The 16,361-nt window shown below is 70.1% G+C and carries 16 protein-coding genes; all 16 read left to right on the top strand.

What is annotated here, in order from left to right; genetic code table 11:
• Positions 1-940 precede the first annotated feature (940 nt).
• The 16 genes from BIU99_RS08210 to der all read left to right on the top strand — a co-directional run bounded on the left by BIU99_RS08210 (position 941) and on the right by der (position 16,314).
• Positions 941-1,558 (top strand): hypothetical protein, encoded by a 618-nt coding sequence (locus BIU99_RS08210; protein ID WP_254773595.1) that lies wholly within the window; start codon positions 941-943, stop codon positions 1,556-1,558.
• A complete protein-coding gene (locus BIU99_RS08205) occupies positions 1,488-2,564 on the top strand; it encodes an HAD-IIA family hydrolase (RefSeq protein ID WP_079002654.1) in 1,077 nt (358 codons plus the stop codon). The genes BIU99_RS08210 and BIU99_RS08205 overlap by 71 nt, the downstream gene beginning before the upstream one ends.
• Positions 2,565-2,655: 91 nt before the next feature.
• Positions 2,656-2,814, top strand: a complete 159-nt coding sequence (locus tag BIU99_RS19940; RefSeq protein ID WP_175484367.1) for a hypothetical protein — start codon at positions 2,656-2,658, stop codon at positions 2,812-2,814.
• A gap of 3 nt (positions 2,815-2,817) precedes the next feature.
• Positions 2,818-3,669, top strand: a complete 852-nt coding sequence (locus BIU99_RS08200) for a TlyA family RNA methyltransferase (protein ID WP_064295494.1) — start codon at positions 2,818-2,820, stop codon at positions 3,667-3,669.
• 4 nt (positions 3,670-3,673) lie between these two features.
• Positions 3,674-4,684 (top strand): NAD kinase, encoded by a 1,011-nt coding sequence (locus BIU99_RS08195; protein ID WP_079002652.1) that lies wholly within the window; start codon positions 3,674-3,676, stop codon positions 4,682-4,684.
• On the top strand, positions 4,681-6,378 hold the full coding sequence (recN, locus tag BIU99_RS08190; RefSeq protein WP_071260728.1) for a DNA repair protein RecN: 1,698 nt from the start codon (positions 4,681-4,683) through the stop codon (positions 6,376-6,378). Before BIU99_RS08195 ends, recN begins: the two co-directional genes overlap by 4 nt.
• A gap of 86 nt (positions 6,379-6,464) precedes the next feature.
• On the top strand, positions 6,465-8,159 hold the full coding sequence (locus BIU99_RS08185) for a CTP synthase (RefSeq protein WP_304440864.1): 1,695 nt from the start codon (positions 6,465-6,467) through the stop codon (positions 8,157-8,159).
• Entirely contained in the window at positions 8,152-8,790 is a 639-nt protein-coding gene (locus BIU99_RS19715) for an NUDIX hydrolase (RefSeq protein WP_064295492.1), read from the top strand. The genes BIU99_RS08185 and BIU99_RS19715 overlap by 8 nt, the downstream gene beginning before the upstream one ends.
• Positions 8,791-8,793: 3 nt before the next feature.
• Positions 8,794-9,729: a site-specific tyrosine recombinase XerD gene (gene xerD, locus BIU99_RS19710; RefSeq protein ID WP_071260726.1), complete on the top strand. Its 936-nt coding sequence runs from the start codon at positions 8,794-8,796 to the stop codon at positions 9,727-9,729.
• Positions 9,730-9,814: 85 nt separating this feature from the next.
• Positions 9,815-10,690: a ParA family protein gene (locus tag BIU99_RS08170; protein WP_071260744.1), complete on the top strand. Its 876-nt coding sequence runs from the start codon at positions 9,815-9,817 to the stop codon at positions 10,688-10,690.
• Between the two features lie 103 nt (positions 10,691-10,793).
• Positions 10,794-11,561: a ScpA family protein gene (locus tag BIU99_RS08165; protein WP_064295504.1), complete on the top strand. Its 768-nt coding sequence runs from the start codon at positions 10,794-10,796 to the stop codon at positions 11,559-11,561.
• On the top strand, positions 11,554-12,189 hold the full coding sequence (gene scpB / locus BIU99_RS08160) for an SMC-Scp complex subunit ScpB (protein ID WP_064295490.1): 636 nt from the start codon (positions 11,554-11,556) through the stop codon (positions 12,187-12,189). The genes BIU99_RS08165 and scpB overlap by 8 nt, the downstream gene beginning before the upstream one ends.
• Positions 12,155-12,976, top strand: a complete 822-nt coding sequence (locus tag BIU99_RS08155) for a pseudouridine synthase (protein WP_071260724.1) — start codon at positions 12,155-12,157, stop codon at positions 12,974-12,976. The genes scpB and BIU99_RS08155 overlap by 35 nt, the downstream gene beginning before the upstream one ends.
• A complete protein-coding gene (locus tag BIU99_RS08150) occupies positions 12,973-14,073 on the top strand; it encodes a prephenate dehydrogenase (RefSeq protein WP_071260722.1) in 1,101 nt (366 codons plus the stop codon). The genes BIU99_RS08155 and BIU99_RS08150 overlap by 4 nt, the downstream gene beginning before the upstream one ends.
• A gap of 8 nt (positions 14,074-14,081) precedes the next feature.
• A complete protein-coding gene (cmk, locus tag BIU99_RS08145; RefSeq protein WP_071260720.1) occupies positions 14,082-14,819 on the top strand; it encodes a (d)CMP kinase in 738 nt (245 codons plus the stop codon).
• The gene (gene der / locus BIU99_RS08140; protein ID WP_064295486.1) at positions 14,806-16,314 is read left to right on the top strand and encodes a ribosome biogenesis GTPase Der; all 1,509 of its coding nucleotides are present in this window, start codon (positions 14,806-14,808) and stop codon (positions 16,312-16,314) included. The genes cmk and der overlap by 14 nt, the downstream gene beginning before the upstream one ends.
• Positions 16,315-16,361: the final 47 nt, after the last annotated feature.

The raw sequence follows: 16,361 nt of genomic DNA, 5'->3' as shown, positions 1-16,361 counted from the left end.
TGGGTGGCCATTTTGCGTTAAGTCGTCGTTTCACGGGTACCGTGGGACAAGAATTCAACAGTAGGTTGACGCCGGGTGACGGCGTCCGAGCACCGTGGAGATCATCGTGAGTGACCAGTCAGCAGACCAGCCCGACAAGGGTGAGCGACGTCCTCCGAGATCCTCCGGTGACAACCGTGGGAACGGTGGTGCTGCACGGCGCCATGATCGCGCTCGTGGCACCGATCGTCCCCAGCGATCCGACCGTCCAGCACGGAGTGGTGACCGCCCGTCATCAGGGGACCGTCCGCAGCGTTCGGACCGTCCGGCTTGGCAGAAAGATCGCCCGGCGGCGGGGGATCGTCCGCAGCGTTCGGATCGTCCCGCGCGCAGCGGTGACCGTCCGTCATCAGGAGACCGTCCCCAGCGTTCGGATCGTCCGGCCTGGCAGAAGGATCGGCCAGCGTCCGGCGACCGTCCGCAACGGCCAGATCGGCCTGCCTGGCAGCGGGACCGCACGGCGTCGGGGGATCGTCCGCAGCGGTCCGACCGTCCTGCACGGAGCGGCGACCGTCCGTCGTCCGGCGATCGTCCGGACCGTGGGAACCGGACCGACCGTGGACACTCTTCTGAGCGTGGTGGCCGTCCCGAGCGCGGGCGTGACAGCGGTGGACGTGAGCTGTGGACGCGCGATGGTGCTCCAGCCCGCGGCGACCGAGACGCCTTCCGACGCGAGCGCGAGCTGACGGAGGAAGAGCGCATCGCGTTCGAGCTCAAGTCGATCCGGCCGCGTCACGACGACCCGGAGATCCCTGACGACGTCACGCCGCAGGACCTCGACAAGGGTGCGCGAAACGAGCTGAAGACCCTGAGCAAGGAGAACGCCGACGGCGTCGCCCAGCACCTGGCGATGGCGGCGCGACTGATCGACAGCGATCCTGCGTTGGCTCACCTCCACGCGATGTCCGCTGCCCGTCGGGCCGGCCGGATCGCGATGGTCCGCGAGACGCTCGCCATCACCGCGTACGAGACCGGCGACTACGCCCTCGCGCTTCGCGAACTGCGGACCTACCGCCGTATCTCCGGTAAGGACGACCAGTTGCCACTCATGGTGGACAGTGAACGCGGCGTCGGCCGACCGGAGCGTGCCTTGGAACTCGGACGGTCCGTCGATCGCTCGACCCTCGATGTGCCGGTCCGCGTCGCCCTCGCGATCGCGATGTCGGGTGCCCGGCTCGACCTCGGGCAGACCGAGGACGCGCTGCTCGAGCTGCAGATCCCGCAGCTCGACCCGAAGCGTGCGTTCTCCTACAGCCCGGCGTTGTTCAATGCCTACGCCGAGACCCTCGAGGTCCTCGGTCGCGAGGAGGAGGCGGCTGTCTGGCACGACCGTGCGATGATCGCTTCCGAAGCGCTCGAGCAGTCCGCTGCGGACGACGAGGGCGAGACGATGGTGGTCGTGGAGGAGTTCCTCGAGTTCGACGACGAACCCGAGTCGCCCGCGGCTGATGCCCCTGAATCCGACGATCAGCCCGGGGAGGAGCCGTCCGGTGAGCCCGCTGCTGACGAGAAGGCCTAAGCCCGTGACCCCGCTCGACGGCGTCGACGTGGTCCTCGCCGATCTGGACGGCGTGGTCTACGCCGGCCCGAATCCGATCCCGCACGCGGTCGAGTCGCTGAACCTGGCGGCGGAACACGTTCGCGTCGGATACATCACGAACAACGCCTCACGGACGGACGCCTCCGTCGCGCAGCACCTGACCGATCTCGGCCTCAGCGTCGCGCCGGCAGAGGTCGTCACGAGCCCACAGGCCGCGGTCCGGCTGCTGGCCGGCCTCGTGCCCGCCGGGTCGACGATCCTGGTGGTCGGTGGCGCCGGGCTCGTCGACGAGGTCGAGAAGGGTGGCTTCGTCGTCACCCGCTCGGCTGAGGACTCGCCGGCTGCGGTGATCCAGGGGTTCGCTCCCGAAGTCGGCTGGTCGCAGCTGGCGGAAGCGGCGTTCGCGCTGCAGACGCCGACCGCCGACGGTTCCGAGCTGCCGTGGGTCGCGACGAACACGGACTGGACCATCCCGCAGGCTCGTGGGATCGCTCCGGGCAACGGCACGCTGGTGTCGGCCGTCCACACGGCGGTCGGCCGTCTGGCGACCGTCGCCGGGAAGCCGGAGGTTCCGATCTTCGACGAGGCGAAGGTGCGTTTCGGCGCATCGAAGCCGCTCTTCATCGGCGACCGACTCGACACCGACATCCTCGGCGCGAACCGCGCCGGGATCGCGTCGGCCCTCGTCCTGACCGGCATCGATCGGGCCAAGCACGTCCTCGCGGCCGACCAGCACTCCCGGCCGACCTTCATCCTCGAGGACCTGCGGCAGCTGCACGAGCCCTATCCGGCCACCACCATGTCGCGCGACGGCAAGGCGGCGACGGTCGGTGCGGCCACGGTGCGGATCCGTGGGAACGACGTCGTGGTGGAGTCCGACGGCCCGTCCCGGATCGACCTGTTGCGCGCCGCGTGCGCCGCGATCTGGGCGTCCGGCCGTGCCATCTACGGGCTCAACGTCCCGGAGCACCTGTACGCGGAGTGATGCCCACCCCTCGAGAGGCGCGGGTCGCCACCGGTGTTCGCCCACAGCGGTTCCCGCGGGCGGCGACGGTGGCGGCCGGTAGGGTTGCCCTGTGACGAACGAACCGGAGCACCCGACCGACGGCCTCGTGTCCCGCGTCCGCCTCATCGACGAGCAGCCGCTCGAGGAGCGGGCCGCCGCGTACGGCGAGCTCGTCGACGAACTCCGGGCGACGCTCGAGGGGAGCGACTCGCCGACGACGTCGGCGTAACGCATGGAGAACACACCCGAAGCACCGGCTGCAGCCGATTCGCCGGACGGCGCCGCGCAGCCCGCCCGCCTCGACGCCGCCCTCGCCGCGCGAGGACTCGCCCGCTCCAGAACCCATGCGGCCCAGCTCATCGCCGACGGGCTCGTGAGCGTCGACGACCGCACGATCGTGAAGGCCTCCCACCGGGTCCACCCGGATGCGCGGGTCGCCGTCGCCGGCGCCGACCACTACGTCAGTCGAGCCGCCCACAAGTTGCTCGCCGCCCTGGACACCTTCCCGGTCGTCGTCGACGACGCACTCGTCCTCGACGCCGGCGCCTCCACCGGCGGATTCACCCAGGTCCTGCTCGAGCGCGGAGCGCGTCGGGTGGTCGCCCTCGACGTCGGGCACGACCAGCTCGTGCCGCAGCTCCGAGACGACGAGCGGGTGCGGGTCGTGGAGGGGTGCAACGTCCGCTTCCTGACGCCGGAGCAGCTCAGTGACCTCACCGGCCTCGACGAGCGTCCGTCGCTCGTGGTCGGCGACCTCTCGTTCATCTCGCTCACCCAGGTGCTCCCGGCACTCGTGTCGGTCGTCGCGTCACCCGCGGAACTCGTCCTGCTCGTCAAACCGCAGTTCGAGGTCGGTCGTGGTGGCGTCCGTGAGGGCGTCGTCACCGATCCCGCGCTCCGTGCCGACGCCGTCGCAGGCGTCCTGTGGGCGGCCTGGGACCTCGGGCTGGGGACGGCCGGGCTCATCCCGTCGCCGATCGTCGGCACCCACGGCAACCGCGAGTACGTGGTGTGGATATCGGCCGAGCACGGAACCAATCCGACAGAATGGATGCAGCAGATCACCTCGATGGCTGGAGCGTAACCCGATGGCACATTCCACCGATCCTGCGGTAGCGGCGAGGAACATCCTGGTCGTCGCGCACACCGGTCGCGACGACTCCCGCGATGCCGCCGTGCTCGTGTCCAGGCTGCTCCTGGAGGCGGGCGTCCGCCCGGTCCTCAGCGCGCTGGAGCGGGCCGACCTCATCGCCGTCGACCCGGAGCTCGACGTCGTCTCCATCCTCGACGAGGAGGTCTCCCTCGGCGACATCGAACTGGCGATCGTCCTTGGCGGCGACGGCACGATCCTGCGAGCGGCCGAGGTGACCCGAGGATCGGCGGCGCCGCTGCTCGGGGTGAACCTCGGTCACATCGGCTTCCTCGCCGAGAGTGAACGCGACGACCTCGCCGAGACGGTCGAACGCGTCGTGCGTCGCGACTACTTCGTGGAGGAGCGCATGACGCTCTCCGTCCGGGTCAAGGTCGGCGCGGAGGTCGTCTACGAGACCTGGGCGCTCAACGAGGCCACGGTCGAGAAGGCGAGTCGGGAGCGCATGCTCGAGGTCGTGATCGAGGTCGATCAGCGTCCGCTCTCCTCCTTCGGGTGCGACGGGGTGGTCATCTCGACGCCGACCGGCTCCACCGCCTACAACTTCTCGGCGGGCGGCCCGGTCGTGTGGCCGTCGGTGGAGGCCATCACCCTCGTCCCGCTCAGCGCGCACGCCCTGTTCGCGAAGCCGCTCGTGGTCGGCCCGGAGTCGTCCCTCGCCGTCGAGGTCCTGGAACGCACCGACGGCCTCGGCGTGCTCTGGTGCGACGGACGCCGGGCCAAGGACCTCCAGCCGGGCGCACGGGTGGTCGTCAGACGCTCCTCGGTGCCGGTCCGTCTCGCGCGCCTCCACGAGAGCACCTTCACCGATCGTCTCGTCAACAAGTTCCGGCTGCCGGTCACCGGATGGCGCGGCCCCGTCGGACGCGAGGAGCCGATGACCGGCACCATTCACGTCCCGGCCTCCACGGCCACCCGGCACCACAGCGATCAGGAGGGCACTGCATGATCGAGGAGATCGAGATCCGCGACCTCGGCGTCATCGCGTCCGGGACGCTCCCGCTCGGTCCCGGCTTCACCGCCGTGACGGGTGAGACCGGTGCGGGCAAGACGATGGTGGTCACCGCCCTCGGGCTGCTCCTCGGTCAGCGGTCGGACAGCGGCGTCGTGCGAGCGGGCCAGAAGCAGACGAGTGTCCAGGGACGCTGGTTGGTGCCGGGCGACGGCGCGGTCGCCGAGCGCGTCCGCGAGGCCGGGGGAGACCTCGACCCCGCGGGTGATGCGGCTGAGCTGCTGCTCGGTCGGATCGTGACCGCCGAGGGCCGCGGCCGCGCGATCGTCGGTGGCCGGACAGCGCCCATCGGTATCCTCTCCGAACTCGGCGAGCAGCTCGTCGTCGTGCACGGGCAGTCCGACCAGATCCGGCTGCGGGCCGCGCCGGCCCAGCGGGACGCCCTGGACCGCTTCGCCGGTGAACCGCTCCAGCGGGCCCTCGGCGACTACCAGCGGCGCTACACGGAGCTCCTCGAGCTGCGGACGGAGCTCGAGACCCTGACGAACGAGCGCGACACGCGGCTCCTCGAGGCCGAGCAGCTGCGCGTCGCGCTCGCCGAGATCGAGCAGGCCGACCCGCAGCCCGGCGAGGACGCCGAGCTCGCCGAGCGCGCCGATCGACTGACGAACCTCGAAGAGCTCCGTCTCTCGGCTGCCGGCGCCCGAGAACTCGTCTCGGCCGAGGCGGGCGAGGAGAGCGACGTCGTCGGACTCCTCGAAGGCGCGCGGCGGCAGCTCGACCGGGCCTCGGTGCACGATCCCGCCCTCGGCGCGATCGCCGCGAGTGTCGCCAACGCGAGCTACCTGGCCGCGGAGATCGCCGCCGAGCTCTCGAGCTACCTCGCCGGACTCGACGAGGACGGCGCTCGCGAACTCGAGGTCGTCCAGGAGCGCCGTGCCACGCTCGCGACACTCGCCAGGAAGTACGGGCCGACGCCTGAGGACGTCCTGCACCTGCTCGAGACGGGCAGCACCCGTCTGATGGAGCTCGACGGCGACTCCGACCGCATCACCCAGCTCGAGGGCGACGTCGAACGGCTCTCCGGGGAGGTCGATGCCGCTGCCGCGACGTTGAGCGCCGTCCGGGTCGAAGCCGCTGCTCGACTCGGCGCAGCCGCGAGCGCGGAACTGCGCTCGCTCGCCATGGCCGAGGCGGAGCTCGTCGTCGAGGTGTCCGATCGCGACGACCTCACGCTGCACGGCAAGGACATGATCGCCTTCCTCCTCCGGCCGCACGCCGGTGCCGAGCCCCGACCGCTCGGCAAGGGCGCCTCGGGCGGAGAGCTGTCCCGGGTGATGCTCGCCCTCGAGGTCGTCATCGCCGGCGCGGACCCCGTACCGACCTTCGTGTTCGACGAGGTCGACGCCGGCGTCGGCGGAGCCGCGGCGATCGAGATCGGGCGTCGCCTCGCGGCCCTCGCCGAACGCTCGCAGGTGATCGTCGTCACCCACCTCGCGCAGGTCGCGGCCTTCGCGAACAACCACCTGAGCGTGGTCAAGGGCGGAGACGGTTCGGTGACGGCGTCGAGCGTGCGCCAGCTCGTCGGCGCCGAGCGGGAGGCGGAGATGGCGCGGCTGCTCTCCGGGCTCGCGGAGTCCGACAGCGGCCTCGCCCACGCCCGCGAACTGCTCGCCCTCGCAGCTTCCTGACGACGCGACCGCGAAGGAAGCGACACATGGACCCGAACTGGATGGTAGGATAAAAGCCCGTGGTGAATACTTCTGAAGCGGGCAACCTGAACTCTCCGATCGACGGCATCGTCTCGGGCTCCAACGGCACGACCAAGCACATCTTCGTGACTGGTGGTGTCGTTTCTTCGTTGGGCAAGGGGCTCACCGCAGCCAGCCTCGGCAACCTGCTGACGGCGCGCGGGCTCCGGGTGGTCATGCAGAAGCTCGACCCCTACCTCAACGTCGACCCGGGCACGATGAACCCGTTCCAGCACGGCGAGGTCTTCGTGACCGACGACGGCGCCGAGACCGACCTCGACATCGGCCACTACGAGCGGTTCCTCGACATCGAGCTGAGCCAGGCCGCGAACGTGACGACGGGTCAGATCTACTCGACCGTGATCGCCAAGGAGCGTCGCGGCGAGTACCTCGGCGACACCGTGCAGGTGATCCCGCACATCACGGACGAGATCAAGCGCCGCATGCGCCTCCAGGCGTCCGAGACCCCCCAGCCCGACGTGATCATCACCGAGATCGGTGGCACGGTCGGCGACATCGAGTCGCAGCCGTTCATCGAGTCGGCTCGCCAGATCCGCCACGAGCTCGGCCGGAACAACGTGTTCTTCGTCCACGTCTCGCTCGTGCCGTACATGGGCGCCTCCGGTGAGCAGAAGACGAAGCCGACGCAGCACTCCGTCGCGGCCCTCCGGTCCATCGGCATCCAGCCCGACGCACTCGTGCTCCGCAGCGACCGCCCGGTGACCGAGAGCAACAAGCGCAAGATCGCGCTCATGTGCGACGTCGACGAGGACGCGGTCGTGAACGCGGTCGACGTCCCGAGCATCTACGACATCCCCACCATGCTGAACGACCAGGGCCTCGACGCCTACATCGCCGACCGCCTGGGTCTCGTCACCAACGAGGTCGACTGGAGCGGCTGGGCCGACCTCCTCGAGGCCGTTCACCACCCGAAGCACGCCGTCACCATCGGCCTCGTCGGCAAGTACATCGACCTGCCCGACGCCTACCTGTCGGTGACCGAGGCGCTCAAGGCCGGCGGCTTCGCCCACGACACGAAGGTCAGCATCCGTTGGATCCCGTCCGACGACTGCGAGACCGTCGACGGAGCGATCAAGGCGCTCGCCGACGTCGACGGCATCTGCGTCCCCGGCGGCTTCGGCATCCGCGGCATCGAGGGCAAGCTCGGCGCCCTGAAGTTCGCCCGCGAGAACGGCATCCCGGTGCTCGGCCTCTGCCTCGGCCTGCAGTGCATGGTCATCGAATACGCCCGGAACGTCGTCGGGCTCGAAGGCGCCAGCTCCTCCGAGTTCGACCCCGACACGCAGTTCCCCGTCATCGCGACGATGGCAGAGCAGGTCGAGATCATCGCCGGCGGCGACCTCGGCGGCACGATGCGCCTCGGCTTGTACGCGGCGAAGCTCGACGAGGGCTCGATCGTCGCCGAGCTGTACGGTGCGGACGAGGTGTCCGAGCGTCACCGTCACCGCTACGAGGTGAACAACGGCTACCGCCAGCAGATCGCGGACGCCGGCCTCCAGTTCTCCGGCCTGTCGCCCGACGGCACGCTCGTCGAGTACGTCGAGCTGCCGCGCGAGGTGCACCCGTTCTACGTCGCCACGCAGGCGCACCCCGAGCTGCGGTCGCGCCCGAACCACGCGCACCCGCTGTTCGCCGGTCTCGTCGGTGCTTCGCTCGAGCGCCAGCAGGCGAGCCGGCTGTTCGACGTCGCCAATGGTTGAGTCGTTCGGCGACGCCGCGTCGTTGCGCGACGAGGCGCACCCCGTCGAGGTGGTGTCCTCCGAGCGCGCGTTCGCGGGCAAGGTGTGGGACATCCGTCGGGAGACGTTCCGCTACGGTGACGGGGAGGTCGTGCGCGAGTTCGTCGACCACACCGGGGCGGTGGCGGTGTTGGCGCTCGACGCCGACGAGCGCGTCCTGCTCATCCAGCAGTACCGCCACCCGATCGGGGAGCGCGACTGGGAGCTGCCTGCCGGCCTCCTCGACATCGCGGGGGAGGACCCGGCCGTGGCCGCGGGTCGCGAGCTGGAGGAGGAGGCCGATCTGGTCGCCGGTTCGCTTCAGCTGCTGACGGAGTTCTACACGACGCCCGGTGGCAGCAACGAGTCGATCCGCATCTATCTCGCGCGTGACCTCACCGCGACCGCCGAGGCCTTCGCCCGTGCTGAGGAGGAGGCGGACATCCTCGTGGAGTGGGTGCCGCTCGACGACGCCGTGGCCGCGGTACTCGACGGCCGGCTCCACAACTCGATCCTGATGCTCGGCGTCCTCACAGCCGCCGCGGCTCGGGATCGCGGGTGGTCGACGCTGCGCGACAGCGGCGACTCCACGATCGGGCCGGGCGGAGCCTGAGGCGTGGCGCTCGATCGCGCGGTCGCCGACTACCTGCGGCACATCGCGATCGAGCGCGGGCTGTCGGCCAATACGCAAGCCGCCTATCGGCGTGATCTCGAGGGCTACCTCGCCTGGCTCGGGGCGCACGGCGTCGTCGAGGCGCCGGCCGTCACCGCTGCGCACGTGTCGGAGTACACGGCGTCGCTCCGGACACCCGAGGGGCAGCCGGTGCGTTCGTCCTCGCTCGCCAGGGTGCTGTCGTCGATCCGTGGTCTGCACCGGTTCCTGCTCGACGAACAGCTCGTCGAGGTCGACGTCGCACGTGAGGTGCGGCCGCCGAAGCTCCCGGGGCGGCTCCCGAAGGCGATCACGATCGACCAGGTCCGCGCACTGCTCGTGACGACCGACGGCGACGACCTGCTCGCCGTCCGCGACAAGGCGCTCCTCGAACTGCTCTACGCGACCGGAGCCCGGGTCTCGGAAGCCGTCGGCCTGAACGTCGACGACGTCATCGACACCGACATCGTCCGACTCCTCGGCAAGGGCGGCAAGCAGCGGATCGTGCCGCTCGGCAGCTTCGCCCGCGACGCCGTCGACCGCTACCTCGTGCGCGTCCGGCCGGTCTTCTCCGGCCTCGGTCGTTCCACGCCGGCGCTGTTCCTGGGGCAGCGCGGTGCGCGACTGTCCCGGCAGAGTGCGTGGCTCGTCCTCCAGCGTGCCGCCGAGCGCGCCGGACTCGAGTCGCACGTGTCGCCGCACACCCTCCGACACTCCTTCGCGACGCACCTGCTGCAGGGCGGCGCCGACGTCCGGGTCGTGCAGGAACTCCTCGGTCACTCCTCGGTGGCGACGACGCAGCTGTACACGCTGGTGACGGTCGACAACCTCCGTGATGTGTACACGCAGTCCCATCCCCGGGCGAGATGGACCGCGGGCGGAGCGGCACCGCAGGCCTGACCCGTGGCCCGGTAGACTCGTCACTCGAACGACAGCAAGCGGGAGCGAGGCAACACCGGTGGCCGGTACGAAGCACACGAGCGCAGTGCAGGATTCTGCGCGCAAGACCGCCGCCGAACTGAACCCGAACGGCCCGACCGGCCGCCCGCGTCGTGAGTTCGCGGTGCCGCCCACGCTGGCGCAGCACGGTCCGGCACGCATCATCTCGCTCTGCAACCAGAAGGGCGGGGTCGGCAAGACGACGACCACCATCAGTCTGTCCGCCGCGCTGGCCGAATACGGCCGCCGGGTGCTCGTCGTCGACTTCGATCCGCAGGGCGCGCTGTCCGCCGGTCTCGGCATCTCCACCCACGACTCCAACACCGTGTACGACCTGCTGCTCGGCACCGTGAAGGATCCGGCCGAGGTCATCCAGCACACCGCCATCGAGGGTCTCGACGTGCTTCCGGCCAACATCGACCTCTCGGCCGCCGAGGTCCACCTCGTCAACGAGGTCGCGCGGGAGACGATCCTGGCCCGGGTGCTCCGCAAGGTGTCCGACGACTACGACGTCATCCTGATCGACTGCCAGCCCTCGCTCGGCCTCCTCACGGTCAACGCCCTCACCGCCAGCCACGGGGTGCTCATCCCGCTCGAGTGCGAGTTCTTCGCGCTCCGCGGTGTCGCGCTGCTCATCGAGACCATCGACAAGGTGCGCGACCGCCTCAACCCGGCGATCGAGCTCGACGGGATCCTCGCCACCATGTACGACTCCCGGACGCTGCACTCGCGCGAGGTCCTCGAGCGCGTCGTCGACGCGTTCGGCGAGAAGGTCCTCGAGACGGTCATCGGACGGACCGTGAAGTTCCCCGACGCGAGCGTCGCCGGAACCCCGATCACCGAGTTCGCACCGGAGCACGCCGCCGCGAAGGCCTACCGTCAGCTCGCGAGAGAGCTCATCTCCCGTGGCGCGATCGCCTGATCCCGCGCGGACGCCCGTTGCCGTCCTCCCTCCGGCCGGCGACACCGGCTCGCGCTCCGATGAGGCGACGACCGTCGACCCCGCACCGGCACCGTCGTTCCGGGTGTCGTTCGAGGGCTTCGAAGGACCCTTCGACCTCCTGCTGACCCTCATCGGCAAGCACGAACTCGACATCACGGAGGTCTCGCTCAGCCGCGTGACCGATGAGTTCATCGCCTACCTGCGGACGCTCGAGGCCGATGACGAACTCGACCAGGCGAGCGAGTTCCTCGTCGTGGCGGCCACCCTGCTCGACCTCAAGATCGCGGGGCTGCTGCCGCAGGGCGAACTCGTCGACGCGGAGGACGTCGCCCTGCTGGAGGCGCGGGACCTGCTGTTCGCCCGCCTGTTGCAGTACCGCGCGTTCAAGCAGGCGTCCGCGTGGTTCGCCGAGCGCCTCGACCTGGAGGCGGCGCGCCACTTCCGGGCGGTCCGGCTGGAGGAGCAGTACCGCCAGCAGACCCCGGAACTCGTCTGGACGCTGACCGCGCAGGACTTCGGCGCACTCGCGACGCTCGCGTTCACGCCACGCGAGGTGCCGACCGTCGGTCTCGACCACCTGCACGCACCGCTCGTGAGCATCCGGGAGCAGGCGGCGCACGTCGTCGCCATCCTGCGCCGCGGCGGGTCCCACACCTTCCGCGAGCTCGTGGCCGGTGCGGAGCTGAAGGGCGTCGTCATCGCGCGCTTCATCGCCGTGCTCGAACTGTACCGGCACGCCGCGCTGTCCTTCGAGCAGATCGAACCGCTCGGCGAGCTCACGCTCCGCTGGACAGCCGAGACCTGGAACGACGACAGCCTCGCCAACCTGGGAGCCGATTACGATGCCTGACGCGACACCCGAGTCGATCGAGCGGCCGACGGACGCCGCCCAGAGCCTGCCGCCCGAGCCCGCGCCGGTGCCCGCACCGGACGTCCCACGGGCGCTCGAGGCGATCCTCATGGTCGCCGACGAACCGCAGAGCCTCGTGAACCTCGCCGCTGCCGTGCACGTGCCGGTCGGAGCCGTCCGACGGGCCATCGCCGACCTCGTCGCCGACTACGACGGCGAACGCGGTGGCGTCCGACGCGGATTCGAACTCCGCGAGGTCGGCGGCGGCTGGCGGATCTACGTCCGGGCCGACTACGACGCGCTCGTCACCGACTACGTCGTGACGCAGAACCCGACGAAGTTGTCGCAGGCGGCGCTCGAGACCCTGGCCGTGATCGCCTACAAGCAGCCGATCAGCCGCGGCGCGATCGCTTCGATCCGCGCCGTCAACGTCGACTCCGTCGTCCGCACCCTCCTCGGGCGCGGACTCATCACGGAGATGTTCACCGACAGTGAGACGGGTGCCATCAACTACGGCACCACCGATCTCCTGCTCACCCAACTTGGTATCAACGCCATCGAGGAGCTGCCGCGGATCTCGCCGTTGCTCGACGATGGCCGGGAAGGATTCGACAGTGACCAGCACTGAATCAGAGGGCATCCGCTTGCAGAAGGTGCTGGCGAACGCCGGCGTCGCCTCGAGGCGCGTGTCGGAGCAGCTCATCGAGGACGGCCGCGTGGAGGTGAACGGCGTCGTCGTCACCGAGCTCGGCTCGCGGATCGACCCGGAGCACGACCTCGTGTCCGTCGACGGCAGCGCCATCCAGCTCGACGCCTCGAAGCGCTACCTCATGCTCAACAAGCCGGTGGGCATCTACAGCTCGTTGAAGGACGACCGCGGTCGCCCCGACCTGCGCCGGTTCACCGAGCAGTACGAGGAACGGCTCTTCAACGTGGGCCGCCTCGACGCCGAGACGAGCGGTCTGCTCATCCTCACCAACGACGGCGACCTCGCGCACGTGCTCGCCCACCCCTCCTTCGGTGTGCAGAAGACGTACATCGCGAAGGTCACGGGCAAGGTGACCCCGCAGGTCCTCGCGAAGCTGACCGCGGGCATCGAACTCGAGGACGGACCGATCTCCGCCGACAAGGCCCGCCTGCTCGGCACCGAGGACGGCTCCAGTCTCGTGGAGCTCACGCTGCACTCCGGGCGGAACCGCATCGTCCGTCGCATGCTCGACGCCGTCGGCCACCCGGTCGTCGACCTCGTGCGCCGTCAGTTCGGTCCGCTGCACCTCGGGACCCTCGGCTCCGGCCAGCTGCGCGAGCTCAGTAAGGACGAACTCGGCGCCATCCTGACCATCGCCCGCGCACACGGTCCTGAAGCCCGCGCGGCCGACGGCACGGCAGCGGAGGCGTCGGAGCCGACGGCATGAGCGACCTGAGCGCAGCTCCCGCGCGCGTGCAGGGCTCGGTCCGCATCGTCGGAGCCGGCCTCCTCGGCGCGAGCATCGGACTCGCGCTGCGCGCCAAGGGCGTCGACATCATCCTCGACGACGCGTCGCCCAGCCAGTTGCGCCTCGCGATCGACTACGGCGCGGGTCGTGCGGCGGAACCCGACGACGACCCGTCCGTCGTCGTCATCTGCGTCCCACCGGACGTCACCGCCCGCGTCATCGAGGCCGAACTCGCCGCGTTCCCGCGCGCCGTCGTGACCGACGTCGCGAGCGTGAAGCTCGAACCGTACCGGGCACTGCTCGAGCGCGGCGTCGACCTCACCCGGTACATCGGTTCCCACCCGCTCGCCGGCCGTGAGCGCGGGGGAGCGATCTCCGCCAGGGCCGACCTCTTCCTCGGCCGCCCCTGGGTGATCTGCCGCGACGCCGAGACACCCGCCTGGGCGCTGTCGCAGGTGGAGGGCCTCGCGCTCGACCTCGGCACCATCCCGATGGAGATGACGCCCGACGAGCACGACCGCTTCGTCGCGCTCGTCTCGCACACGCCGCAACTCGTCGCGAGCCTCCTGGCCGCCCAGCTGCAGGACGCCGAGGAGGGCGCCATCCAGCTCGCCGGACAGGGCCTGCGCGACACCGTTCGCATCGCCTCGAGCGCCCCGGAGCTCTGGGTGCAGATCCTCAGTGCCAACCACGCCGAGGTCCTCCCGGTGCTGGAGCAGCTGTCCACCGACCTCGCGTCGGTCATCTCGGCGCTCCGGGACCCGGAGGTGCCGGGCGCTCGCCGCACGATCGCGGACACGATCGCCGCCGGCAACACCGGCGTCGCACGGCTCCCCGGCAAGCACGGCCAGAACCGCCGGTTCGCGAGCATCGTCGTCCTCCTCGACGACCGCCCCGGCCAGCTGGGCGCCCTGTTCACCGAGCTGGGCGAGATCGGCGTCAACATCGAAGACCTGCGTCTGGAGCACTCGCCCGGCGCGAACATCGGTCTCGCGGAGGTCCAGGTCCTCCCCGAGGTGAAGCAGCGCACCGTCGACGACCTCGAGTCGCGCGGCTGGCGCATCGCGGAAGTATAGGAAGAGACATGACCGAACAGCACCCCACCAGCACCGACGCGTCGACGACGCCGGACGCACCCGTCGTGGTCGCGATCGACGGACCGGCCGGCAGCGGCAAGTCCAGCGTGAGCAAGGCCGTCGCCCGTCGGCTCGGCTACCGCTACCTCGACACGGGCGCCTGGTACCGCGCGCTCGCGCTCCACACGCTCGATGCGGACGTCGACCCGGAGGACTCGGCGGCGGTGATCGGCTCGCTCGACGCGTTCGGTGGCGCCTTCACCGTCTCACTCGACCCGGACGTGACCGCGTTCACGCTCGGTGATCGCGACGTCACGGACGAGATCCGCGGCCCTCGCGTGACGGCCGTCGTGTCCGCCGTCGCCCGCGTCCCGGAGGTGCGTGCGTGGATCAACGAGACGTTCCGATCGCTCATCGCCGGCGTCGACCGCCCGGGCATCGTCGTCGAGGGACGCGACATCACCACGGTGGTCGCACCGGATGCTCAGGCTCGGATCCTGCTCACGGCATCCGAAGCGGCTAGAATGGCCAGGCGTTCAGCGGAATTCGAGAGCCACCCTGCCGGCGACGTCGCGGAACAACTGCAGCGGCGTGATCGGGCGGACTCCAGGGTCGTCGACTTCATGAACGCGGCGGACGGAGTGACCACGGTCGACTCCACGCACATCGACTTCGACGAGACGGTCGACGCGGTCGTCCGCGTCACCGAATCCCTCACAGCAAGGAACTCCCATGGCTCACGATGACGAGCAGTTCGACGGAGGCCCCGACGACCTCGCGGACCGCCTCCAGGACATGGACGAGGAGCTCGCGACCCAGCGGGCCGCGTCCCTCCGCTCCGGCCTGGCCGACTACGACCTCGAGGGCGACGACCTCGACATCCTCGACGGCGCGACGGAGGACCCGGACGAGATCCGCTTCCTGCCGGCGCTGCCCGTCGTGGCGATCGTCGGACGACCGAACGTGGGCAAGTCCGCGCTGGTGAACCGCATCCTCGGCCGTCGTGAGGCCGTCGTGGAGGACACCCCCGGTGTCACCCGCGACCGCGTGAACTACAAGGCCGAGTGGAACGACCGTCGCTTCACGGTCGTCGACACCGGTGGGTGGGAGCCCGATGCCAAGGGCATCGACGCATCTGTCGCGGCCCAGGCCGAGATCGCCATCGACCTCTCCGACGTCGTGATCTTCGTGGTCGACGCCATGGTCGGTGCCACGGCGACCGACGAGCAGGTCGTCAAGCTGCTCCGCAGGACCGGACGCCCCGTCTTCCTCGTCGCCAACAAGGTCGACGACGCCCGTCAGGAGCCGGAGGCCGCAGCGCTCTGGAACCTCGGCCTCGGCGAGCCCCACCCGGTCTCCGCGATCCACGGTCGTGGTGTCGCCGACCTCCTCGACAAGATCCTCAAGGTCCTCCCGCAGGTCTCGGCCGTCGCGAAGGACGAGTTCGGCGGCCCCCGCCGTGTCGCGATCCTCGGACGCCCGAACGTCGGCAAGTCCAGCCTGCTCAACAAGACCGCAGGCGAGGAGCGCGTCGTCGTCAACGACCTCGCCGGGACCACCCGCGACCCGGTCGACGAGCAGATCGAGCTCGGCGGCAAGATCTGGCGCTTCGTCGACACCGCAGGCATCCGTCGCCGGGTGCACCTGTCGCAGGGTGCCGACTTCTACGCGTCGCTCCGCACGAGCACGGCGCTCGAGAAGGCCGAGGTGGCCGTCGTCCTCATCGACGTCACCGAGGTGATCAGCGAGCAGGACGTGCGCATCATCGACCTCGTCCTCGAGAGCGGTCGCGCCCTCGTGCTCGCCTTCAACAAGTGGGACCAGCTCGACGACGAGCGCCGGAAGTACCTGGAGCGCGAGATCGAACAGGACCTCTCGCACGTGTCCTGGGCGCCGCGCGTCAACATCTCCGCGCGCACGGGCCGCCACTTGGAGCGTCTCGTCCCGGCCCTCGAGGTCGCACTCGAGTCGTGGGACATGCGTATCCCCACCGGCAAGTTCAACGCCTTCCTCGCCGAGCTTACGGCGGCGCACCCGCACCCGTTGCGCGGTGGCAAGCAGCCCCGCATCCTGTTCGGCACGCAGGCCGCGAGCCGTCCGCCGACCTTCGTGCTCTTCACGACCGGCTTCCTCGATCCCGGTTACCGTCGCTACGTGGTCCGTCGCCTGCGCGAGATCTGGGGCTTCGAGGGCACGCCGATCAACGTCAACATGCGCGTCCGCGAGAAGCGCCAGCGCTGACCCGCGGCGTCCGTCTGCCTGACGGTGACGACGAAGGCCCGGGACCA

The organism is Plantibacter sp. MMLR14_011 (assembly GCF_001865025.1).
Classification (GTDB): Bacteria; Actinomycetota; Actinomycetes; order Actinomycetales; family Microbacteriaceae; genus Plantibacter; species Plantibacter flavus_A.
The sequence above is the reverse complement of the archived record's forward strand: the minus strand, read 5'-3'. Positions and strand labels throughout refer to the sequence as shown.